General features: G+C 49.7%; 18 protein-coding genes. 8 read left to right on the top strand and 10 right to left on the bottom strand.

Translation table 11 applies throughout. The features are described 5' to 3' along the window. Positions 1 to 11: 11 nt before the first annotated feature. The 9 genes from CGL_RS01830 to CGL_RS01790 all read right to left on the bottom strand — a co-directional run bounded on the left by CGL_RS01830 (position 12) and on the right by CGL_RS01790 (position 11,004). Entirely contained in the window at positions 12 to 1,328 is a 1,317-nt protein-coding gene (locus tag CGL_RS01830) for a UDP-N-acetylglucosamine 1-carboxyvinyltransferase (protein WP_011013592.1), read from the bottom strand. Positions 1,329 to 1,405: 77 nt separating this feature from the next. After that, entirely contained in the window at positions 1,406 to 2,899 is a 1,494-nt protein-coding gene (locus CGL_RS01825; RefSeq protein WP_011013591.1) for a lipopolysaccharide biosynthesis protein, read from the bottom strand. A 152-nt stretch (positions 2,900 to 3,051) separates the two neighbouring features. After that, positions 3,052 to 4,143 (bottom strand): glycosyltransferase family 4 protein, encoded by a 1,092-nt coding sequence (locus tag CGL_RS01820; protein ID WP_101677576.1) that lies wholly within the window; start codon positions 4,141 to 4,143, stop codon positions 3,052 to 3,054. A gap of 276 nt (positions 4,144 to 4,419) precedes the next feature. After that, a complete protein-coding gene (locus CGL_RS01815; RefSeq protein WP_011013589.1) occupies positions 4,420 to 5,034 on the bottom strand; it encodes a sugar transferase in 615 nt (204 codons plus the stop codon). After that, positions 5,024 to 6,181 (bottom strand): DegT/DnrJ/EryC1/StrS family aminotransferase, encoded by a 1,158-nt coding sequence (locus CGL_RS01810; protein ID WP_011013588.1) that lies wholly within the window; start codon positions 6,179 to 6,181, stop codon positions 5,024 to 5,026. Before CGL_RS01810 ends, CGL_RS01815 begins: the two co-directional genes overlap by 11 nt. Continuing rightward, positions 6,182 to 7,996 (bottom strand): polysaccharide biosynthesis protein, encoded by a 1,815-nt coding sequence (locus tag CGL_RS01805; protein WP_011265533.1) that lies wholly within the window; start codon positions 7,994 to 7,996, stop codon positions 6,182 to 6,184. Beyond that, entirely contained in the window at positions 7,987 to 8,973 is a 987-nt protein-coding gene (locus tag CGL_RS01800) for a WD40/YVTN/BNR-like repeat-containing protein (RefSeq protein ID WP_011265532.1), read from the bottom strand. The genes CGL_RS01805 and CGL_RS01800 overlap by 10 nt, the downstream gene beginning before the upstream one ends. Beyond that, the gene (locus tag CGL_RS01795; RefSeq protein ID WP_011013585.1) at positions 8,973 to 9,578 is read right to left on the bottom strand and encodes a low molecular weight phosphatase family protein; all 606 of its coding nucleotides are present in this window, start codon (positions 9,576 to 9,578) and stop codon (positions 8,973 to 8,975) included. The genes CGL_RS01800 and CGL_RS01795 overlap by 1 nt, the downstream gene beginning before the upstream one ends. Next, complete coding sequence (locus CGL_RS01790) at positions 9,568 to 11,004, bottom strand: polysaccharide biosynthesis tyrosine autokinase (protein ID WP_011013584.1); 1,437 nt, start codon at positions 11,002 to 11,004, stop codon at positions 9,568 to 9,570. The genes CGL_RS01795 and CGL_RS01790 overlap by 11 nt, the downstream gene beginning before the upstream one ends. A gap of 672 nt (positions 11,005 to 11,676) precedes the next feature. Between CGL_RS01790 and CGL_RS01785 the strand changes: the two genes are divergently transcribed. From CGL_RS01785 to CGL_RS01755, 7 genes are all read left to right on the top strand, one after another. Further along, the gene (locus tag CGL_RS01785) at positions 11,677 to 12,774 is read left to right on the top strand and encodes an alpha/beta hydrolase (RefSeq protein ID WP_011013583.1); all 1,098 of its coding nucleotides are present in this window, start codon (positions 11,677 to 11,679) and stop codon (positions 12,772 to 12,774) included. A gap of 148 nt (positions 12,775 to 12,922) precedes the next feature. After that, positions 12,923 to 14,017 carry an FUSC family protein gene (locus CGL_RS01780; protein WP_011265531.1) on the top strand — a complete coding sequence of 365 codons (1,095 nt, stop codon included), beginning with the start codon at positions 12,923 to 12,925 and terminating at the stop codon, positions 14,015 to 14,017. A 503-nt stretch (positions 14,018 to 14,520) separates the two neighbouring features. Next, positions 14,521 to 15,069, top strand: coding sequence for an excalibur calcium-binding domain-containing protein (locus CGL_RS01775; RefSeq protein ID WP_020948502.1), 549 nt, complete (start codon positions 14,521 to 14,523; stop codon positions 15,067 to 15,069). A gap of 518 nt (positions 15,070 to 15,587) precedes the next feature. Next, a complete protein-coding gene (locus CGL_RS01770) occupies positions 15,588 to 17,594 on the top strand; it encodes a prolyl oligopeptidase family serine peptidase (protein ID WP_011013580.1) in 2,007 nt (668 codons plus the stop codon). A 5-nt stretch (positions 17,595 to 17,599) separates the two neighbouring features. Continuing rightward, a complete protein-coding gene (locus CGL_RS01765; protein WP_011013579.1) occupies positions 17,600 to 18,982 on the top strand; it encodes a M1 family metallopeptidase in 1,383 nt (460 codons plus the stop codon). Continuing rightward, entirely contained in the window at positions 18,982 to 20,232 is a 1,251-nt protein-coding gene (locus tag CGL_RS01760) for a hypothetical protein (RefSeq protein WP_011013578.1), read from the top strand. Before CGL_RS01765 ends, CGL_RS01760 begins: the two co-directional genes overlap by 1 nt. A 208-nt stretch (positions 20,233 to 20,440) precedes the next feature. Next, positions 20,441 to 21,082, top strand: coding sequence for a hypothetical protein (locus tag CGL_RS01755; protein ID WP_011013577.1), 642 nt, complete (start codon positions 20,441 to 20,443; stop codon positions 21,080 to 21,082). A gap of 105 nt (positions 21,083 to 21,187) precedes the next feature. On the opposite strand, the gene CGL_RS01750 is transcribed toward CGL_RS01755, so the two are convergent. Next, entirely contained in the window at positions 21,188 to 22,135 is a 948-nt protein-coding gene (locus CGL_RS01750; protein WP_011013576.1) for an ABC transporter substrate-binding protein, read from the bottom strand. Between the two features lie 744 nt (positions 22,136 to 22,879). On the opposite strand from CGL_RS01750, the gene CGL_RS01745 reads away from it, so the two are divergent. Beyond that, positions 22,880 to 23,461 carry a nitroreductase family protein gene (locus CGL_RS01745; protein WP_011013575.1) on the top strand — a complete coding sequence of 194 codons (582 nt, stop codon included), beginning with the start codon at positions 22,880 to 22,882 and terminating at the stop codon, positions 23,459 to 23,461. The last annotated feature ends 21 nt before the right edge of the window (positions 23,462 to 23,482 follow it).

Raw genomic sequence — 23,482 nt, 5'->3', positions numbered from 1 at the left:
AACTTTCGTTCTTAAGGTGAAGGAACTTCGCCTTCTCTGATAGTTAAATCCGCACCAAGTAAACGAAGTTTTTTATCCAACTCGTTGTACCCACGTAACGCCATATGGACGTTATTAATCGTGGACTTTCCATCAGCGCAAAGCGCCGCTAAAACAACAGCCATAGAACCACGTAGATCAGTTGAGTTCGCATATCCTGGCCGGAAAGTAGCATCTCCCTGGATAGTGATCTTGCCAGCCTCTGCACTTAATTTGTCGCCCGAAACTAGATTTGTCAATTCCTCAACAAATGCAATTCTTTCTGGGTATCGATAGTCATAGACGCGTGAAGTTCCTGCACCTTTTAATCCTAAAAGAACAAAAAGTGCCTGCATGTCCGAAATTACTCCGGGGTGAGTTCCACACGCTAGCTCAAATGGCTGAACTGAGCCTGAAGGCAAGCATTCTGGTGTAATATATACGGAACTTGAATTACGGAAAAGATCCACTCCAGCCTTCTCAAGGTGGATAAAAGGAACTTCCATCGAGCTAAATGGAACACCTTCGACGGTAATCCTTCCGCCTGAAATAATTCCATACACGATCCACGTCAATGCCTCAATACGATCCGGCATTACGTCCATATATGCGCCCTGCAAAAGACCTGCTCGACCCTTTACATGAATACGGCTGGTACCGTAGACAGTGATCTCCGCACCCATACGTCGCAGAAGTTCAATAAGATCAGTTATCTCAGGGGTAATATAAGCATTGGCAATTTTAGTATCCCCTGAAGCAATACTTGCGCATAGTAACGCGTTTTCAGTGCCTCCCACAGTAGAAATAGGAAAGTCAATAACTCCCCCGATAAAGCCCTGGGGTGCAGTTACTTCAATGTGATCATCTTTTTCAAGAATTTTACAACCTAGCTGTTCCCAGACCATAAGATGAAGATCATATCCTCGTCCGCCAGCAGGACCTCCTCCAATAGCACACCCCCCAGGAAAAGGAACTCGAGCAATTTCCCCACGCCCAATCTGCGCTGCTGCTAGGAGATAAGTAGTTCGAATCGGAATATTCAGTTCATCAGTAGTCATTTCTCGCGCTGCAAGATCCTTAGCATCAACTACTAAAATTTGCTCATCATGGTCGACATGCACTTTTCCGCCAAGCTCTTCAATAAAGCGAATTTTATGTTCAACATCCACAAGCTTGGTTGGGAAATTACCAAGATGCACCACCTCATCGGTTAGCAGTGCCGCCGCGAGAAGTCTAGTAGCAGAGTTTTTTGCGCCGCTTACCCGCACGGTGCCCTCTGGAATAAAACCGCCATTAATTTCTGCATACATATCTAAATACCTTTCAGAAACATCTTCAATTCGAAAAATCTACGCTAACCACTAATAAACTTACGCGATACTACCCCTCAACGCCTCTTTAAAACTAGCATTCCGATTCCAACTAGTCGGCGAATATCTTTTTTAATCTTCTTTGAGATGCAATAAATGAATACAAACCAAATCAATGCACCACCAATAGATGCCAAGAACTGTGTTAATAGCGAAAGGGATGAATTTGACGAAATCGCAAAAGTAATAAGCCCCGCAGGAAGGCTAAATTTACCGATAATCTCTAGAGGATTTGTGACTAAACTCCACAAATTTAAATTAGTGGCATAACTTGCCCAAGCTATTGAGACCAACCAAAACAGAAAGTATCCCAGAGTCCCTGCCCATGCAACACCAACCGTGCCCCATCGAGCACCACCGATGATTAACAATACGATCACCGGTTGCATGACAAGATTTAGCTTCAGCAATGCCCCGGACAGTCCTTTTGACATAAATACCCAAGTAGCAACCTGTTGCAATGTACGGAATATTGCACCTATGCATAGAATTGTCATCAGAAGTCCCGCTTCTACCCAATCAGGACCAAAAATTAAGGTCACAATTGGTGTAGCCATACCGCCAAAAACCAAAAGAAAACTAGCAGTTCCATAGATGCCGACCATTTGAGCTTCACGTAGTGCGGCAACATACTTTTTTCCATCATCCATTACACGAACTAAAAATGGTATTGCTACACGTGTGAATGGGAAACTAATTTGCACAACAGGTGCGACTGCCAGCCTAAATGCACGATCATAAAACCCGAGCTGAACTGGCCCCATCACCCGGCCAATAATAATACTATCAATATTTTGAGTTAAATAAGATAAGAATCTAGTCGCGCCAAGTCCCATACCAAAAGTAAGCAATGGCTTCATACCGGGAGTCTTACGAGGAAAACTCGGAACCCACCGGGCCATCACGACAACCAAAACCAGCATAACTAAGTAGTTCAATATTGTTTGAACCACAAGAGCTTGAACTCCATAACCCTTCATTGCCATAATTACGGCCACTACGAGAGCTACCAACGGTGCTAAAACATCTGCAAGAGATAAAGCTCCAAATCGCAGGTGACGATTTAAATGGACCCTAAACTGAGCAGTGATTCCCCCCAACAGGTACACAATAGATATCCACTGTGTAACCCTTATTAATCGATCATCTCCATAGAAAGTTGCTAAAGGAATCGCAAGTGAAAAAATAATAATAAATAGAAGAAAACCAGCGGAAGTATTAATCCAAAATAGATTTGAATGTTGTTGCTTAGTTAGATCACGTGATCTCAGGGCCGCCATAGAAAACCCTAGATCGAGAAAGATCTGAGCCACGCCTGAAACTGCAAGGACCATAGCGTATAAACCAAAATCTGCAGGAGGAATTAATCTAGCTAGTAAGATTACGCTGAGTAACTGAATCAAAATTCTCGTAATCTGCCCTACTAAAGTGATAGCGGATCCCCGAGCTGCGCCCTTCCTCAAAGAGCCATCTTCAGGTACTTCAGTAGCTTCATCTCTAGTATTTGCCATCGGTCTTCTTCCATATAAATTCGCGATCTAAATTAGCTACATTTCGTTTTAATGTTCAGATCAATAGGGTGGATCTGATTCTTCGCACCAATAGGTAAAAGTTGAAAAAAGAACCCCTTCCCATTTATCTGAATATTGAAATTGAATGAGCCCTATTTTTTGAATTGTTCCACGAAATGACTGAAACGAGCTGCGACATCATCACGATTGAAACGAGCTGACACAAACTGGCGACCAGCACGTCCCATCCGGTCTCTTAACTTAGGATCGGAAACTAATAAATCAATCTTAGAAACCCAGGACTCAACAGAATCGTCATCGGCAAAAAAGCCACCTTCTCCACTTGTTACTGCATCAACTGTTCCAGTCACAGCATTCGTCAATACAGGCACTCCCATAGCCTGAGCTTCCAGCAAAGACATACCTAAACCTTCTCGCTGAGTTGGGTGAAGCAAAACATCAACTGCAGCTAATGGTTCTTCAGGGAAATCAATCCATCCTGTAATCGTAACCTGCCCTTCATTAACTAATTTAATGAATGCTTCTCGCAAGTCATCGTCTTCCAATTCACCAATAATTAAGAGATGCAGTCGCAATCGGGTAAAAGCCTCATGTTTTGTAAGAGCAGCGAGAAGATCTCCTCCCTTATCTTTATTTATTCTGCCGACAAAACCAACAATGACAGATTTACTAGGCAGGTTTAAAGCATTACGAGCAGATAATTTCTCTTCAAGGGATGGAACTCTAAAGCGATCAAGCTCAACTCCATTCATACTGCCATAACCTAAGACTTGCACTCTTCCTTTAAAACGAGGGTGCGCATCTTCAATTGCTTTCTTCAGAGAATGACTTACAGCCAAAGTTTGATGTGCAAACAACTGGGTCAAATATTCCAAAAACACTAGAATCTTCTTTTTTAAGCCTAAAACAGTTTCAGAGCGCAGCCCATGTGCCACATAGACAATTCGTGGCACTCGAGCAATTCGTGCTGCCACGACTCCCAGCAATGAAGCTTTCGGAGTTCCAACTATCAGCACTCTTGGACGAATTTTCCTAAGCAATAGCACCCAATTAAATAATGATTTAACATCGGTACCTATTGAAATCTCTCTAGACATCTCGATAGTATGAGCTTTACCATTCAGTAATTTCTTCCCAACTGGGCCTGGATTTGAAACAAGGTGCACATCCCACCCATCTTGAATTAGATTCTGCAGGATCCCTTCATAAAAAATATTTGACATGTCTGTCGTAGCCCCAAAGAGAATCACATTCTCTCTAGAAGATCTACAACGTGACCTATTTCTTAGTATCATTGACACACCTGTCCTCAATTACTAAATAGCTTCAATAAATCGTATCGGTTACTACCGACATACCGTTTCTAACTGCTCAGATGCAAAATATTTTACATCTGTAAACTATAAGAAGACTCGAGCCCAAGAATTGCTCAGGGTCGAGCCTTTTTACGCACCAAAATTGGTGGCGCATCTCTATACAGAAAGTAAAATTTTTACCTGCTATTTTCTTTCTTCAATGAAGGATGGCATCGTGACATGACCTTCATTACTAATGCCCTTTTTAGAAAGAACTGTTTTTACAGTGGCGATTAATATTTTGAAATCTAGTTTCAAACTACAGCGATCCACATATTCGACATCCAACTTAAGTCGTTCATCCCAAGTAGTTTGATTACGGCCATTCACCTGAGCCAAACCAGTAATCCCAGGACGAACTTCATGGCGTCGAGCTTGTTCAGAAGAGTAATGTTCCAGATAGCTAACAAGCAAAGGTCGAGGCCCTACAAGGCTCATATCACCTTTAAATACATTCCAGAGTGTAGGTAACTCATCTAAACTCGTTTCCCGCAGAAGCTTTCCAACTTTAGTTAGACGCTGTTCATCAGTTACATGTTTTTCATCTGGTTCAAGCATGGTTCGAAACTTAATCATCTCAAATACCACACCGTCTTTCCCAGGTCGTGGTTGACGAAATAGAATCGGACGACCATGAGCTCTCAATACAACTGCTGCTATTGCCAGCTGAATCGGCGCAGAGATAATCAGCCCTACGCCACTAACCCCAATATCAATCGCACGTTTTACTACGCCATAGTTTTTGTACTTAGATCGCATGCTGACTCTCCAAAAACTGGCCAATTGTAGTCTCAACACGATTCATTGACGCATTATCAAGTACTGAACCGCTTGGGAGAGAAAGCCCTGAATCAAATAGCCTCTGTCCTTCTTCATTGGTGAAGCTACGATACTTCTTAAATACTGGCTGGAGATGCATTGGTTTCCACAAGGGACGAGACTCAATATTCGCCTGATTTAGAACTGATCGAAGATCTTCAGAGCTAAATCCCGCAACTTCTTTATCAATAAGAATAGAAGTGAGCCAGAAATTATCAATAGTGTCGCCACCATCGACCCCTGATGGCTCGCCAAAGATCTCTACTCCAGAAACACCTGCAAACAATTCTCGATAGAACGCACGGTGTTGACGTCGACGCTCAATCATCTTGTCGAGTCGGGAAAGTTGAGCTCGTCCCAGTGCAGCGAGGATATTTGAAAGGCGATAGTTATACCCAACATCGGTGTGTTCGTAATGAACTACAGGTTGGCGAGCTTGTGTCGCAAGATAGCGGACGTTGTCTGCAATATCCTTGTCATCAGTTAACAAAGCTCCACCACCGCTGGTAGTCATAATTTTGTTTCCGTTGAAGGAAACCGCTGCCGCCACTCCATATGCTGCAGCAGACTTTCCATTGCGAATGGCGCCCAAGGATTCAGCGGCATCAGAAAGCACTACTGCCCCGTATTCATCAGCAATCTTTTTAATCTTCTCGTGCTGAACAACTTTGCCAAGTAGATCGACAGGTACTACAGCCTTTACTTCCTTTCCTTCACTCTTTAGCTCAGCAAAGGCTTTTTCTAAAAGATCTGGATCCATATTTCCAGATTCATCGCAGTCCACGAAAATTGGCTCAGCACCCGTATAAACAATTGCGTTGGTGGTCGCTGCAAAAGTCATTGATGATGTAAGAACCAAGTCTCCTTCTCCAACGCCTAGTGCTAATAGACCTAAGTGGAGGGCTGCAGTACCCGATGAAAGTGCAACAACATATTTGCGGCCACAATACTCAGCAAGTTCTTGCTCAAACGCATCAACTTCTGGACCAAGCGGTGCAATCCATCCTGATCGGATTGCGCGTACCAATGCGTCTTCCTCTAACTGTGTTACATCTGGCGATGATAGAAAAATTCGTTCATTAGTCATTTAGATGATCTCCGAATCTGTTGAAGCTAGTTTTCCAGCACGTTGCATAAATCGATCTCTATCGAGATTATTAGGAGCGAGGCTTTCTGCATGTGCATGCGAAATCTTTGAGTGGAATGGACGATCTTCGGTTTCACCATCACCAACCAGCTCTTCGTGCATCTTTTCGCCCTCGCGAAGGCCGGTGAACACGATGTCAATATCTTTACCGGACATTGCGATCATGCGCTGTGCAATTTCAAGGATGCTTACAGGCTCACCCATGTCAAGGATGAGAACCTCGCCGGAACGTCCAATACCACCGGCTTGCAGGACCAATTGGCAAGCTTCAGGAATTGTCATGAAGAACCTAGTGACATCCGGGTGCGTCACTGTTAGCGGTTTATCTTCCATGATTAGCCTGGTGAAAGTCGGGAGCATCGATCCACGGCTACCAATGACGTTTCCAAATCGAACCGATAGGTACTTGCTGGTGGAATTCTGTCCATACCAGGCAGTCAGCTTTTCAGCGACTCGCTTTGAGTGCCCTAAGACGCTGGTTGGATTAGCTGCCTTATCGGTGGAAATATTGACGAAAGTCTCAACACCAACAGCTTCTGCGGCAGCAAGAACGTTAAGAGTTCCTAGAACGTTTGTTTTCCAGCCCTCATCTGGATACTGCTCCAGCATTGGCAAGTGCTTTAATGCTGCTGCATGGAAGACAACTTCTGGTTTACGCTTGAGAAAAATCTCTTTCATCGCGTCTGCTTCGCGGATATCCGCAAGAACCACAGCATCCGTATCCAACAAACCGTTACCAGCAACGTTAATCAGAACCTGCTGCAAACCAGTCTCATCGCGATCAAGCATCATAAGCTCAGCAGGTCCGTATTTGGCAATTTCCGTACATAGCTGGGAACCAATTGACCCACCTGCACCGGTAACAAGAACACGCTTACCTGTTAGATAGCCAGTAATTTCTGAAACATTGGTTTCAACAGGTTGACGTCCAAGCAAATCTTCAATAGAGAGATCACGCAAATCGTTTCCACGAACGCCCTTAGAAACGACGCGGTCAATAGCCGGCATTACCTTTACTGAAAGACCATTTTTATTAGCGGTATCTTGGACACGCCTTAAAAGTGCAGAGTCGGCATCACCAATAGCAACGATAAGAAGTTCTGCGCCAGTGTCTGATGCAACTTGGGCGATATCATCAAACTTGCCAAGAACCGGCACACCACGTACGCGTTGCCATGCTAATTCAGGGTTATCATCAATAACGCCGACTGGGCGGAAAGGCGACTTAGGATCGGACATCATCCACTGGATCAGGTTGGTACCGATGTATCCACCACCAAGAATCAATGCTGGTGTGGAATCCGCAGCCGGACGACGAAGACGCTCAACTCGCATACGCGCGAGATAACGCACTGCCAATACGAATACGAGAGCAAGCGGGATAACTAGCAGCATGACACCGCGTGAGATTTCCCAACGCTGACCAACAAATAGTGAGGCGATCCAAAGGACAACACCGACAACAATGACCGAGATAGAAACGTTTAGTGTATCTTCGAAGCTACCGAAAAGGTGACGTAATCCCTTGCGGTAAAGATGGAGAGAAAGTCCGAGAACAAACTGCAAAATAACTGCAGCAAGCCCGAACCATGCAAACGCACTCCAGTTGATAGAACTCAGATTGAATTCATACCGCAAAACCACACCGATAAATAGTGCAGAAATCCAGGCAAGGGCATCAATGAGAAAAAGGACTTTTCCGATAGGCACTGACCCTTTTAAGTTCTGTCCTGCTTTACCAATGCTTATTGCCATGTTTGTCCACCATCTTTTGAAATAAATTGGGTTTCGCCAACCCAGGCTAAAACTGAATCTCCAAATTGAGTTGCTGCGATCTGTCCGGCATCGGATTCACCGAGTTCAGCATGCACGCATGTAGCTCCCTCAGCAACAGGAAGAGTGTCACTTAGTTGGATTCCTGTGCATTGATCAGGGTCTTGAGCGATCAGCAACCAATCACCATTTGAGTGCGCGACATTAAATACACCAGCACCCGCAACGGGCTCTGACCAGCTTGCTCCTCCATCAGAGGTGGAAGTCAGCGATCCATCTGCACACAGCACATCAACGTTGCTGTCAGTTCTTGGGGCGATCGAGATTGCCTCACAGCTAATTGCTTTAGCCCCACCGGGAGCCGTTAGCTGCGTTGGGTTAGAAGGATCTAAGTACCAGGTTCCTACTGCTGAAACTGGTTGTTGCCACGTTGCACCTTGATCAGTTGTTCCGTAAATCCGTGGCTCGCAATCAGCATTCAGTGCAACAACAAAGATGTTTGAAGTGCTCACCGGAATCAAGCGAAGCACTTGTGTCGCCGTGGTTGCTGTAAATGACGCTGATGTGGACCAAGCTTGTCCACCATCAGTGGAGATTTCGAGTGTTCCAGGATCAGTGCACGTACCAACTTGGGATCGCACAGCTAGATTTTCAAATTGTGCAATCTGCCGCTGTGGCGCCACGAGTGGCAACGAGGCCTGCTCAGCAGAGATTTCTTCCGACTCTGAAATCTCTGCCGGTGCTTCCTCGGGGCTTTCTTCGGAAGTTTCAGAGCTTATTTGCTCTACGGAGGCAGCTTTAGTCGTCGAAAAGCCTTCGTTTTTATCGTTTTCTTTTACGCTTTTAAGGGCAAAAACCGAAAGCGCTCCAGCCCCAACCAAAAGCACGACAATAACAAGAATGCTTAACCATATAGACCAACCACGTTGGCGTTGACCCACCCGATACTTCCTCGCCATTACGCAGACTCCAGTGCTTTGTTCAAATAAGAAGCAATCAAACGAATAGCTGGAATTAGCTGACTCGCCGATGCCTCATAAACCGATTGACTCTTTCCGTACGGGTCAACAATATCTTCATCTGCGAGGTTATCCAGAGGATTCAATTCACTGCGGCTAAGACGAGCAGCCTCAACTGTCGCATGCAGCCTATCGATCACGGAATCCCCTGCCAGATTGAGCTCTTCCTGCAGATCAGCATCAGTTGTTGCCTCAATTAACCTGGCAAGATCAACAACAGTGAAAACCTTACGGGTTGCACGCGGGCTTAGCTGGACAATGGATTTTCGATGCCCCCGATCCATCGCAAGAATCAGATCAGATTGGTTTACAAGCTCCTCAGTAATCTGCTTAGCTCGGTGCTCCTCAGGGTTTTCTATGCCCTGTTTACGTGCGATTTCTAAAGATTGCTCCGGCATAGGCGAATCAACCATCGCCTGAACACCGGCGGAATCAACGCGGATTATATCTGCCCCCGGAAGCTCAAGTTCAAGTAGCTGCTTAGCTAACGGGGAGCGGCAAATGTTTCCAGTACAGACAGTGAGAATAGTGAAGCTATTGCTCATTGTTGGCCTTGGAAGCATCGGTGGTGGTTAGTTCGGTGTTGTCGGGCTTAGGGGCATTGATTTTGGAGGTGTCGCCGTAGCCGTAATTTCCGTAGCCATAACCAGCCACAGACTTAGGCGGGAGCATCGTAGCGACAACGCCAACAACATTGGCATCCGCATTCTCAAGCGTGGACAGCGTAGCTTCCAACTCAGGCTTCTTTGTAGAACCTGCGGAGACCGCAATCAGGATGCCAGCCTTGCCATGACCAATAACTGCAGCATCGGTAACCGCCAACGCCGGAGGGGCATCGATGATCACATAATCAAAGCTTTCCTCAAGCTCCGCAATGACCTTTTCCATCTCAGCTGAACCAAGCAACTCACTCGGGTTCGGCGGAATGCGCCCTGCCGGGAGATAGTACAACTGAGTCCTACCCCAACGCTGCAACACATCATTAACCTCGGCCTTGCCAATGAGAATGTCAGTCAGACCTGCGTTGCCCTCAACTCCGAGGTACTTGCTCACTCGTGGCAAGCGAAGATCAGCTTCGATCAGCGCTACACGGGAGCCGGCCTCTGCAAGCGCCAAAGCTAGGTTTACAGAAGTGGTTGACTTACCCTCACCAGGATTAGCAGAGGAGATAACAAATACTGAAGATGAGCCGCCGACGTTAAGGAACTGCAGGTTAGTACGTAACGCACGAAAGGACTCCGCAATAGGACTATGCGGCTTGTGCTTAATGATCAACGGGTGCTTCTCAACTTCAGAATCCGCAATGATTCCGCCCAAAAGTGGCTTATCAGTAACCTCTTCAATATCGCGCAAGGAATGAATACGAGTATCCAAAGCCGCGCGAAGCACTGCAATACCAACACCTATTGCAAGACCTACAAGTAGGCCGAGGAGGATATTCATCATCACATTAGGACTGACCGGAGAAGATGGTTCCAGAGCCACCTGAGTAGTAGTCAGGTTAATCGGGCTCATGCCATCGCCGGAGTCTGGTTCCAATTCAGTCTGAATCACATTCTTGAAACTCTCCCCCACTGCATTGGCGATCTCAGCCGCCTGCTGAGGAGAAGGACTAGAAGCAGTGATGTTGATCAACGCAGTATCAGCAGGAGAAGCCGCACTGATATGAGAACTCAACTGGTTAGCCGTCAACTCCAGACCAAGCTCATCAACAACCGGCTCTAGAACAACACCCGTCTTAATGACATCAACATAACTATTCACAATCTGACGCGAAAAGTTAGCACCCTGAACCATGTCAGAGGTTGTCCCAGCCCCCGACCGCACCGATACATACAACTGAGTACGTGACTGATACTCCGGTGTAGCTAGAAGGGAAAAACCAGCGCCCGCTGCAATTCCAAGAATGGATGCGATAACGATCAACACCCAATTCTTCATCAGGATTGTCGCGTATTCCCTTAATTCCATATTTTGCAGTCCTCTTGCAGATCAATTTTTAACCAATAGAACGTTAGCAACTCACTGACTGCCAAGAAAATGCCAGAAAAAATCCAGCGCTGAATAGGTCAGAAGCTCAGGTTCCTTAATTTAGCTTGAAATTGATTTTAGTTCAGCGCAATTTCCAAATTTGTGGGGCAGGACATGAAATTTAAGAGACATAGCAGGCGTTACTCTTATGGAGATTTTAGGTAGTTTTTGGGCTGACCTTAGCATTTCTTAGACTCCAAAGGCGTTTGTGGGGTGTGGGGCTATTTGAGAGGGGTGGTGTTGGGGTGCTGCTTGGACGCTCTGTGAGGGGTGAGGATCTGAATTTAAAGGTATGGGTTGGGCTGGGTTTTGATTTGGGGGTGTTCGCTGGGTTTGTTGGGATTGGAGGTTGTGCCTGGGTTCAGAGATTTTTGGCTCGTTATTTCGAAAAGGTAAAGCGCCTGTTAACGTAATAGCTTGAAATATAGATGTAAATTAAAGGTGCACCACAATCTTTGGCGCAACTTTTAGCTGCTAGTTTTACCCACAACGGGCTGAACACACAGCTTTGGTTTATATTGTCGATTAGTGGGTTTAGGCCCTGCAGTCCCTAACTGGTCATGTAATGGCGAGGTCAGGGCTACCAACCACAAGTTCACGAGGGAAAGACGTATGAAGCTTCTTCGCCGCATCGCTGCACCAGCCATCGCGCTGGGAATTGCGATGTCCACCATTGTCACGCCATCCACCGCAGGCGCTGCCGAAGTAACCCCAGCAGACGTTGCTGGCGATACTGCACTATCCACCATCTCCGATAGTGCTCCTGCAGATGAAGCCTCTGCACCTCGCTGGCGCGCACACGTCAACGCAGCAGACGAGCGCGTCAAAGAAATGTGGGCATACTCCCCTTCCATGGACCGCAATGTGCCACTGGTAGTTATAACTGCCGATGAGTCCGCAGGTCCTCGTCCTGTGATTTACCTTCTTAACGGTGGCGACGGTGGCGAAGGTGCCGCTAACTGGGTTATGCAGACTGACGTTCTGGATTTCTACCTAGAAAAGAACGTTAACGTTGTTATTCCAATGGAAGGCAAGTTTTCCTACTACACCGACTGGGTAGAAGAGAATGCGTCCCTCGGTGGCAAGCAAATGTGGGAAACCTTCCTGGTGAAGGAACTTCCAGGACCATTGGAAGAAAAGCTCAACACTGACGGTCAGCGTGCAATTGCTGGCATGTCCATGTCCGCAACTACTTCCCTACTCTTCCCACAACACTTCCCAGGCTTCTACGACGCAGCAGCATCCTTCTCAGGATGCGCAGCAACCTCAAGCCTGCTCCCATGGGAATACCTCAAACTCACCCTTGACCGCGGCAACGCAACCCCAGAACAAATGTGGGGACCACGTGGTGGCGAATACAACATCTACAACGACGCACTGATCAACTCCGACAAACTACGCGGAACCGAACTATACGTCTCCAACGCATCCGGCCTTGCTGGTGAATGGGAATCCGTCGACAGCCCACGCTTCGAAGGACTCAACCAACAAGTTCAGTCCATCGCAATGGCAGAAACTGTGGTAACCGGCGGCATCATCGAAGCTGCAACCAACAAGTGCACCCACGACCTCAAGGCAAAACTTGACTCCGCCGGCATCCCAGCCGACTGGAACCTCCGCCCAACCGGCACCCACTCATGGGGCTGGTGGCAAGATGACCTCCGCGGATCTTGGACCACCTTCGCTCGTGCGTTTGAGCTAGAGGCCTAGAAACAGATTTAACATTGAAACCGGCTGCCTTTTAGATATAAAAGGCAGCCGGTTTTGCCATCTTTATTGCCTCGCCATACTAGGCTCGGCCTTTTCGACGGGAACTCGGATAGGCTTCTGTAAAACCATCCCCGTTGAAGAGAGACTCGTGGCTGAAATAACCACCCCATTAATGGAAAAAATTCGCTCACCCGCAGTCCAATCAGATGCACTGCAGGTTTTTAAATCAGCACTTGCTGCGACAGTCACGTGGTGGATTTCGGTTAACCTCCTTAACTCCCAACTACCCTTTTTAGCTCCCTGGGTAGCGTTAATGACGATGCAATTCACCGTCTACCACACCTTTATCAGTGGAATTCAGACTGCAATTGCTTCTGTCATCGGAGTTGGACTTTCCTTTGTCATAGGCACTTACTTAGACGTCAGTGTGTGGACTTTTGGCCTTGCAATGGTCATAGGATTAATAGGTGCACGAGTACCAAAGCTCCGCGCGGAAGGAATAGGTATTGCTACTACATCCATTTTTCTTCTTGCCTCCGGGTTTGATGATCAACAACCCCTTCTATACGACCGTATTTTAGAGATCCTGCTCGGCGTGGCTGTTGCCATAGCCATCAACCTCATCATCTTTCCTCCCTTACGCGACCAGGAGGCAAACATGGTGGTAGGAAACTTAGATCGGAGGATGGGTGAGGTTTTACAAAAAATGGCCGATGAGCTTGCAGAAAAGTGGAATATCGACAATGCAGATGAGTGGCTGGAAGAAATTAATTCTATTAACAATGACCTAGAAAAAGCGTGGCACTCCGTGCGGTTCGCTCGCGAAAGCCGTCGAGTTAATCCTCGTAAAATCCGCATCCAAGAGGGCCGCCCCCAGCCTACGGAAACAAGTTATGAATCAAACCTCACCAGCATTGATGAAGGGATCGCTCATTTACGCCACCTTGCCCGTACTCTTCGTGATACCCCGATTATAGATTCCGACTGGGATCCAGTATTCCAGCAACAGTGGGTATCCCTTATGCACGATGCCGGAGCTTTGCTCGCAGATCCGAATCAGGAAATAGATCCTATCCGCGACCGGCTCTCTAAACTTTCAAGTGAGATGAGTGAGGATCAACAATTAACTTCAAAGAAGTGGCCTATCTATGGTTCTCTCCTCACCAGTTTGTTTCACCTTTCTGCGCTTGCCGATGATGCTCTGACCACCAGAAAAACGGAAGATAAAGAGCATAATAGTTAAATTCCCCGTAATCATTTACAGCACTCACCGGCTATGTGTGAAAGTGGCATTACACAACTCTCTTTTAGCCCAGAAGCTTCTGAACAAGAGTGTTTGGTAACCAATCGGCCACGTCACAGTTGCCGGGGTCTGACACTATCCCAGCCAGTTATAAACACTCCGAATCAACTTCATCCTAAAGATTTTCAAATTAATTCCATCTTGCATAGATAATGAACAGCCGGTGGCATTGTGTGTAAATCGTTTTCATCCAACCCAACCTAATTTCGTCTCCCCGCGAGGTAAATATAATGCGGTTGGTATCTAAATAAAGTTGCATTGGGGCTGGGTGGATTGTGGTTGAGGGGGCGTCGATAAGCAAAAAGCTTGCACCGGACATGTAGCTTACCGGGGTGCCTGCGCGCTAGATGCCCGGAAAATAGCATCTCCTATACACCCAAAAAAAAGGGGAGCGCTGACAGAAAATAGTAATAATTTTGACAGCTCGTGCAAAGATGATTGGCATGCGTAAAACCCTCATCACCATGCTCGCGACCACCGCGATCGCCTTTTCCGCCATCTCACCAGTGCAGGCGCAAACCGTGGACACAGACACTGACGCCTCCGTGTCATCTGAGCTGAGCAGCGGCACAAGCTCAGGAAGTTCAGAGGATTCCGAAGATTCTGACATCTCCAACCGGGACATCATCTTCGGCATCGCAGCTATCGCTGCAGTCGGCGGACTTATCGCAAGTGGTGTGCACTGGGCAGTACAACAGCGCATGATCCCAAATCCCCTCCCAGGAATCATTCCAAATCCCCCTGCACTGGCACCTCAGGCGCCTGCCCCAGCACCTGCTCCCGCTCCTGCCCCTCAGGCAGTCGCGCCCCAGGTTGTCGCTCCCCAGGTTGTCGCGCCTGCTCCAGCCCCAGTACAGACCAACCGCACCTACAAAAACTGCACCGAAGTATGGAACGTCCTGGGAAGGTCCATCCGCCAAAGCGATCCAGGCTACGGCACACACCTCGACCGCGACCGCGACGGCATCGGCTGCGAATCACGCCCTAGGTAGTTTGGGTTTTGGGGATCTTCGGGAGTTGCTAAGACTCTTAGGGCCTCGGAGGTCATGAGTCCCTTGATCTAAGCCTTTTAAGGCGGTGAGTTGAGTAAACTCACCGCCTCATATGTAATTTTAAGCTGCCTATCCGTAGAGTCTGGCTTGCAAAGAGACTATCGCTCTACTTGGGGCACCGCATTCATCAAAACAATTAACTGCCCAAAGTATAAGAAATCGGGTACACAAAACCACCGACACAGAAGAGTCCATCCCGCGATGCGGGGAGCGCTCCTTTAGGGGCTCTTCATTGCAGACTTGTGACCAGCCGAATCTACATTCCTTATTCTGCTGGCGTTACAATTCAGGGCCAAACCCGTATGATGAAAAAGACACCGGGGAAATCGGAGTGCGCGTAGATTTTGAAAACGGCCGGTACTACTCGGTTCACGTTTACGTCGGCTGATCCAATTGGAGGCGCCCTCGGAAGCCGCCTTAAAAAACCTGCCGGTCAAAAGATCACTAACCTGAACTTCATGACTGATTACACGTTCCTCGAAGACATTGACACCCCGGAAGCGCTCGCGTGGGCGGAAAAATGGTCGGGGGAAAGCGTCGAAAAGCTAAAAAGCCCAGCCAAGGACGCCCTGGAAGCCAGGCTGCTGGCTGCGTTGGACACCGATGATCGCATTGCCTACGTGAGCCGGCGCGGTGAGAAGCTGTACAACTTTTGGCGGGACGCGCAGCATCCGCGTGGAGTGTGGCGCACGACCACGTTGGAGTCGTATGAAAGTGACCAGCCGGAGTGGGACGTGCTCATTGATGTGGATGCGTTGGCGGAGGATGAGGGCGAAAACTGGGTATGGAAGGGCGCGGTTGTGCGCTCGCCGGAGTTTGATCGGGCGTTGGTGAAGTTCTCGCGGGGCGGGGCTGATGCGACGGTGATTAGGGAGTTTGATCTGGCCACGGCTGCTTTCGTGGATGATTCGCCGTTTGAATTGGAGGAGGCGAAGTCCGATGTCACGTGGGTTGATCTGGATACGTTGCTGGTGGGCACGGATACCGGCGAGGGGTCACTGACGGATTCTGGGTACCCGGCGCGGGTGCTCACGTGGAAGCGTGGGACTCCGCTTGAGCAGGCGGAGTTGTTCTTTGAGGGGTCGCGTCAGGATGTGGCGACTCATGCGTGGCGGGATTCAACACCTGGTTTTGAGCGGACGTTTGTGTCAAGGTCGTTGGATTTCTATAATTCGGAGACGTCGCTGGAAACCGAGGGTGGCCTGGTCAAGCTTGATGTGCCGACCGATTGCGATGTCATTGTGAAGAAGCAGTGGATTTTTGTGAGTCCTCGGACGGATTTCGCTGGGATTCCAGCAGGTGGCTTGGGAGTGCTGCTGTTAAAGGAGTTCCTTGAGGGCGGGCGCGATTTTCAGCCTGTGTTTACGCCTACTGAGTCGACGTCGCTGCAGGGATTGGCCACGACAAAGAATTTCCTGGTTTTAACGCTCCTTAATAATGTCTCCACAGAAATCGTCACAGTGCCGCTCAATGATCCGACAACGGAGCATGAACACATTGACCTCCCAGAGCATGTCACCGCGCATGTGGTTGCTACCTCCCCGTTGGATGGCGATGAAATTTGGGTGCAGGCAGCGAGTTTCACCGAAGCGCCAACGTTGCTGCGTGCGGAGCTGCCTGGTGCGCTTGAGGCTGTGAAGAAGGCGCCGTTGCAGTTTGAAAATGCTGGTCAGGAGACTCGTCAGCATTGGGCAACCTCGGCGGATGGAACGAAGATTCCGTACTTTATTACAGGAGCCTTCGAGGAGGAACCACAAAACACCCTGGTCCACGCCTACGGCGGCTTCGAGGTTTCCCTTACCCCAAGCCACTCCCCGACCCGCGGCATCGCATGGTTGGAAAAGGGCTACTACTTTGTGGAAGCCAACCTGCGTGGTGGCGGTGAATTCGGTCCGGAATGGCATTCGCAGGCAACCAAGCTGAACCGCATGAAGGTGTGGGAGGATCACCGCGCGGTGCTCGCCGACCTTGTGGAGCGCGGCTACGCAACGCCGGAGCAGATTGCGATTCGTGGCGGATCCAACGGTGGTTTGCTGACAAGTGGCGCGTTAACTCAGTACCCAGAAGCATTCGGTGCGGCAGTTGTGCAGGTGCCGTTGGCTGATATGTTGCGCTATCACACCTGGTCAGCGGGTGCTTCGTGGATGGCGGAGTACGGCAACCCTGACGATCCGGAGGAACGGGCGGTGATTGAGCAGTACTCGCCGGTGCAGGCGGTGGTGGGCGTCGAGAAGCGAATTTATCCACCCGCATTGGTGACGACCTCAACCCGGGACGACCGCGTCCACCCCGCGCACGCGCGCCTTTTTGCTCAAGCTTTGCTTGATGCGGGCCAGGCCGTGGATTACTACGAAAACACCGAGGGCGGCCATGCCGGCGCGGCGGATAACAAGCAGACCGCGTTTGTGGAATCGCTGATCTACACCTGGATCGAGAAGACTTTGGATCAGCAGGGTAGCATTTAATACCTATGATTATGCGAAGGCTGCGCTCCACCCCGGTCCCTGGTACACGCGATTCCTACACAGGAATTGATTTCAACTTAGGCTTCCACATCCGACGCTACGAGCTTGATCTCACCTACCGCGTAGCACCCAACCTGCTCATGGGCACCGCAACGCTGCACATGGATAATTACCGTGCGCTCGACGCGCTGACCCTGGACCTCGGCGGCAGCCTGCGCGTGGAAAAAGTCACCGCCAAAGGCACCGCCGGCACCCACATCCAAGTCGCGCGCTTCCGCCACGCCGGCCGCAAACTGCGCATCACCTTCCGCAACCAAATCCCGGTTGACCAGGAATTTTCACTCACCATCCGCTACCGCGGCAACCCGCGCCCCCTGCGCAGCGAATGGGGCATGATCGGCTGGGAAGAGCTCGACAACGGCGCCCTCGTCGCCGCCCAGCCAAACGGCGCGCCGAGCTGGTTCCCCTGCGACGACACGCCCGACGAGAAGGCGCTTTTCGACGTCCACTTCCACACCGACAACGGATACGCCGCCATTATCACCGGTGATTTAATCTCAAAACACGTCAGTGGCAGCATGACCACCTGGCACTACCAATCCCGCGAACCCATGGCCACCTACCTCGCAGCCGTCCACGTCGGAGAATACGACACTGTATCCCTGGGCGTTTCGGAATCGGGCGTTGTGGTGGAGGCGTATGTGCCTGTGGGGGATGCGGCCTTGCGGGCTCGGATTTTGGAGGACTTTGCCAAACAAGTCGACATGTTAGACGCCTACGAAAAACTCTTCGGCCCCTACCCATTCCGCAGCTACCGCGTAGTCATCACCGAAGACGAACTCGAAATCCCACTCGAAGCCCAAGGCCTCTCCAGCTTCGGAGCCAACCACGCCACCGGCGAAGGAACCTGGGAACGACTCATCGCCCACGAACTCTCCCACCAGTGGTTTGGCAACTCACTCGGCCTCGCCCAATGGAACGACATCTGGCTCAACGAAGGCTTCGCCTGTTACGCGGAATGGCTCTGGTTTGAGGCAGCTGGAGTTAAGTCGGCTGCGGAAAGTGCGTTGGAATTCTATCGAGGCCTGGAGGCGCTGCCGAAGGATATTTTGCTGGCCAACCCCGGCGCGAAGGATATGTTCGACGACCGCGTCTACAAGCGCGGCGCTCTGACTGTCCATGCATTGCGGGAATTGCTTGGCGATGATGCATTCTTCAAAGCTGTGCGCTCCTACGTTGCCGAAGGCCGACACGGACTCGTTGAACCCCGCGACCTGAAACGACACCTCTACGCAGTCTCCACAGACCACGCAGCTTTAGATGCAGTGTGGCAGTCCTGGCTTCGCGATCTGGAGTTGCCGGAGTTTCCTTCTGGTGGTTTGGACTAGTGCGCTATCTGACGCTGGCCACAATCATCGCAGGTCTCTCCGGGTTCGTCGTCATCATCATCGCTGCCTGGGCCCTTGGTGATTCCAGCCAACTTTCCGAAGAATTCACCGCCTACTGGGGTCTGTTCTTTGCAGGAACCGGAGTGCTGACTGGGTTGACGCAGGAGACGACCCGCGCGGTGACGGCCGGTTCTCGTGGTGGTTCTCGTGGTGGGCGTGCTGGTTCTGTTGTTGGATTTAGGCCGTTTTTGTTTAGCTTCGTGGTTGCGGCGATAGTGCTCGTGGTGCTTGGCGCTTCGGCGCCGCTGTGGATCGGCCAGCTTTTAAGTAATTTGCAAGGTGTTGGTGTTGGGCTACTTGCTGTAGGTCTTGCTAGCTACGCGATCCAAGCGACAATCTCCGGCATTTTGTCCGGCTGCCAATTGTGGAAAGAGTATGCCTCGCTGATTTCTTTGGACACCGGCGTGCGCATGGTTTTAGCTGTTGCCGCCTGGTTGCTGGGTTATCAATTGCTGGCGTTCTTGATCATCACCGTTGTGGGATCAATATCCTGGCTGGTCATCGTGCTGTGCTTCGGTTCGGTGCGTTCCGTTTTGGGATCGGTTGCTGATGTTTCACGGGGCGTTTTCATCCGACAGGCTCTGCTTGCGATGGCAGCATCCGGCGCCACGGCAGTGCTGATTACTGGTTTCCCGACCCTGCTGAAATTCACGAACCCTTCAGCGGTTGCAGGAGGGGTTTCGATGGCCGCTGTTTCCTACGCCGTCATCCTGACCCGCGCTCCCCTGCTGGTTCCGCTGCAGCAATTCCAATCGGCGATCATCGTTCGTTTTGTCAAAGGTACGTCCGGTCCATTGAAAACTTTGGCGGGTCCGTTGGCAATTGTGTGGGCAGTCGGACTTGTTGGAGCTGGTCTTGCATGGTTAGTTGGCCCATGGATCCTGGACGTTGTACTCCAAAAGGAACTCTTCGCGGTCCCTGGCTGGCTACTCGCGATGCTCACCTTAGGCGCCACCACCACCGCTTCATTGATGGTGTCCGGCTGCGCGGCGATCGCCTTTGAACGTCACGGGATCTATCTCACCGGATGGGTTGTTGCCACTGTTGTTGCCGTCGGATTCTTGCTGGGACCTTTTGATTTGGGCGTCGCTGCTGGCCTTGCGCTCATTGTTGGCCCACTCTGCGGTTTGCTGGTACACATGGGAGCGTTTGTTGGTGGGGATCGGAATCGGGTTTTGACTGCGGGATAGTTTGGTTTGATTGGGGGATTTCGATTGCTTAGAAGAGCAAAAGTCCCTGTGAAAAACGTGGTAGTTCAGTTTTACTTTGTTAAACAAGTTGCTACTATTCCACACATCCTCTCAATATCGCATTAAGTTTCCACACACCACCTGCAATTCCATAGCAAGAAGACCGCGGAAGACTGAATGCCCACCACATTCATAGAAAGCAAAACACGTGCTTCCAAACAGGCTATTCCTTAGGCTCTTCGCGCTAATCGCACTGATCGGTGTAGTAACTGGCGGTATTTTGCTGCTAATTAACTCGCAAAACGGTGAGCAGACATCATCTTCAACTCGCACAACAGTCAATGACTCCATGGTCATCAGAGCTCTCCAGCGCGAAGAAGAAATCGTCCTTCTCAGCGCCGGAGCACTTGGAATCCATGAGAAAACCGTTGAACGTACAATTCGTGGAAAACGTATTCCTGGCACGCAAAAGACCGTGCACGTCCAATACAGCTACACCGGAAAACTCGGAATCGATGCCTCAGATGTTGAAATCAAATCCGCAGGTGACAATAAGCTTTCCATCACTATCCCTGAGTTCATCTTCATCGGATACGACGATCTAAAGTTTAAGACCATAGCCGAAGATGACGGTTGGATCAGTTTCAGCACTGACGATATCGATACTGCAGAAGTAGTTTCTGAGATCATGAGCCAAGAGAACTTCGTCGAGCAAGTAACCACTAACCGGGAAATGTTGGAAGATCAAGCGGTTGATTTCTACAACGACCTGCTCCACGAATTCACCGAGAAACTCGATACAGATCGATACGAAGACACCAAGATTGAGCTCGAATTCGAGTTTGAGTAGATAGTGCTTCGAAGACAGTTCTTCGAATAAGAAGAACCCCTCGTCATCGAGACTCTCCTAATATGCGGAGGGACAACGGCGAGGGGTTGCTTGGCCTAAAGGAAACTAGCTCAGAGTTTCTTCCAGGTCATCCAAGATTTCATTGGCACCTAATACACCGATGCCGACCATCCAGGTTTCGTCTTCAAACTCGTAAGTTCTACCTTGCCGAACTGCTGGTGAATCAACCCACAGTTCGGAAATCTTTGGATAAGTGGTTGCTTCAGGGGATCCTGGGATGGTGTAGAAAATAAGGTCTCCATCGATCTGCCCAAAGTTTTCTGAGGATAGCTCCATCATGGAGTACTCATTCCAATCACGTTCCCCCAGGTCAAATCCAACTTGTTCCAGAACTGAACCAGAGAAGGTCTCGGGACCATAGAGCCTGAAGTTGTCCGTGCGGAATCGAACCATTGAAGCGGTTTGTCCGTCAGCACCGATCTCTTCACCAAGCTCTGTGGCACGGGTGTCCAAGTCTGAGATCAGTTTGTCCATCTCATCAGACTTGTTTACTGCTGCCGCAGTGATTTCTGCCTGTTCATTCCAGTTTGTGCCGGAACCTTCGGACATCACGGTTGGTGCGATGTCTGAAAGCTGATCATAAATAGCCTCGTGGCGGACCTTTGCGCCAATGATCAAATCCGGATCCAGTGCGGCGATCTTTTCCAAATTTGGCTCAGATGTCAGCCCAACAGATTCGGTGTCTTTTAGCTCGTCAGCCAAGTAGGCGGGGAAACCATTTTCGGATCCAGATTCCGTAGCTCCGACTGGAGTAATTCCCAAAGCCAAAAGTGCGTCGAGGTGTGGGGAATCAATGACGACCACACGCGTTGGGGTTTCAGGGATTTCGGTGGTGCCCATTGCGTGCTCCACTGAATATCCAGTGCTGGCAACTTCAGGTTGGATTGATTCATCGGAAGATGTTGAAGAACAGGAGCTTAGAAGGAGTGCGACGCCGAGGAGCGGGGCCACAACTTTGGCAGGTTTGGCCAGAGGCAGGAGACAAAAATGCATTCACTTAAATTACTGTAACTCAAATAATTAAGGCAAGGTTATCCTTAACTCTTTCCCCAAGACGTACCCCCGCAATAAGTTTCGCCTTACAGGCCCCTAAAGCCGTTAGGATTCACCATTTTCCGAAAGGTGGGCGCAGAGTATGTTGAATTGGCACACTTTCGAGAGGTTAAAAGCGTGCCGATTCACCATTTTTTCGAGGTGGCATCCTAAAAATGGAGAATCCTAACCATCATCACCCAGTAGGCGCCGCCTACATGGGTCCTCCCACACCCCACCCGACACGTGACTGTCTGAAGTTGCGAAAATCCGTCCCCAGCCAGAGGGAAAAGGCCATTTTTAATCGAAAATTTGCGCTAATCACGGGGTATAATGCGAAAACTCGTCCCCGTTTGAGGGCGTGAGGCCCCGTTGGAATGAGAAGTTGATCAGCAAGCCCACAGCAACCCAGCAGAAATCAAAATAGCCCCAATCGTCACAAATTCGACCCCCGCTAAAACCGCTTCTAAGCACCCAACTCGCCAAAACTAGGACAACAGGTCGCCGCAGACAGTCGACCGCTTAAAACGCCACACAGCACCCCACTTCACATAACCCCAAGTCGGAAACAAAAGCCCCCAACCTGCACAGATGTCAACTATTTCAACCAGCCAGAAACTATCTCCAAAAGCTAATAAAACCCTTGCACTGACAAATAAGGCGACCTACCATGACTCTGTTTCCAACACATAAAAAGGATAAAAAATGTCACTTTCAGTCGTCGAGGCGATTACCAACCGCCGCGCCACCCGCAAATACACCGATGAAGCTCCTACCCCTGAGCTGATCGACAAAATCGTTGACCTTGCCCTGGAGGCACCCAGTGCGTTCAATGCGCAGCAACGTGAAATTGTTGTGATTACTGATCCCGCACAGAAGCAGAAGCTTTACGAGGCCTCCCATCAGAAACAATTCCTCACCGCACCTGTAACTTTCATTGCGGTTGCCCGCGTGGAAAACGAGCCTGAGGATTTGGAAGAGATTCTTGGTACGGAAAGGGCTGAACGTGTCGCGGGATTCATCAACGGTCGCAGCATTCAGCAGGCACGCGAAGCAACGTTGAGGGATGCCAGCCTCGCGGCGGCTTTTCTAATTCTGGCTGCCCAGGCGGAGGGTTTGAGTACCAGCCCGACTACTGGTTGGGATGAGGAAAAAGTGAAGGAAGCAATCGGTCTCGGCGGGCGTGAGGATCGTGCAATCGCCCTTGTTATTGCTACCGGATTCCCTAATGAACAGCCGGAGCACCCTGGTCGTTTGCAGAATAGGCGCATCGACAACAGCTACTAACTCTGCCAGCTCGCCCGGACG

Origin of the sequence: Corynebacterium glutamicum ATCC 13032, assembly GCF_000011325.1 — a bacterium.
Classification (GTDB): domain Bacteria; phylum Actinomycetota; class Actinomycetes; order Mycobacteriales; family Mycobacteriaceae; genus Corynebacterium; species Corynebacterium glutamicum.
Note: the sequence above shows the minus strand (reverse complement) of the source record. Positions and strands in the feature narration are given on the sequence as shown.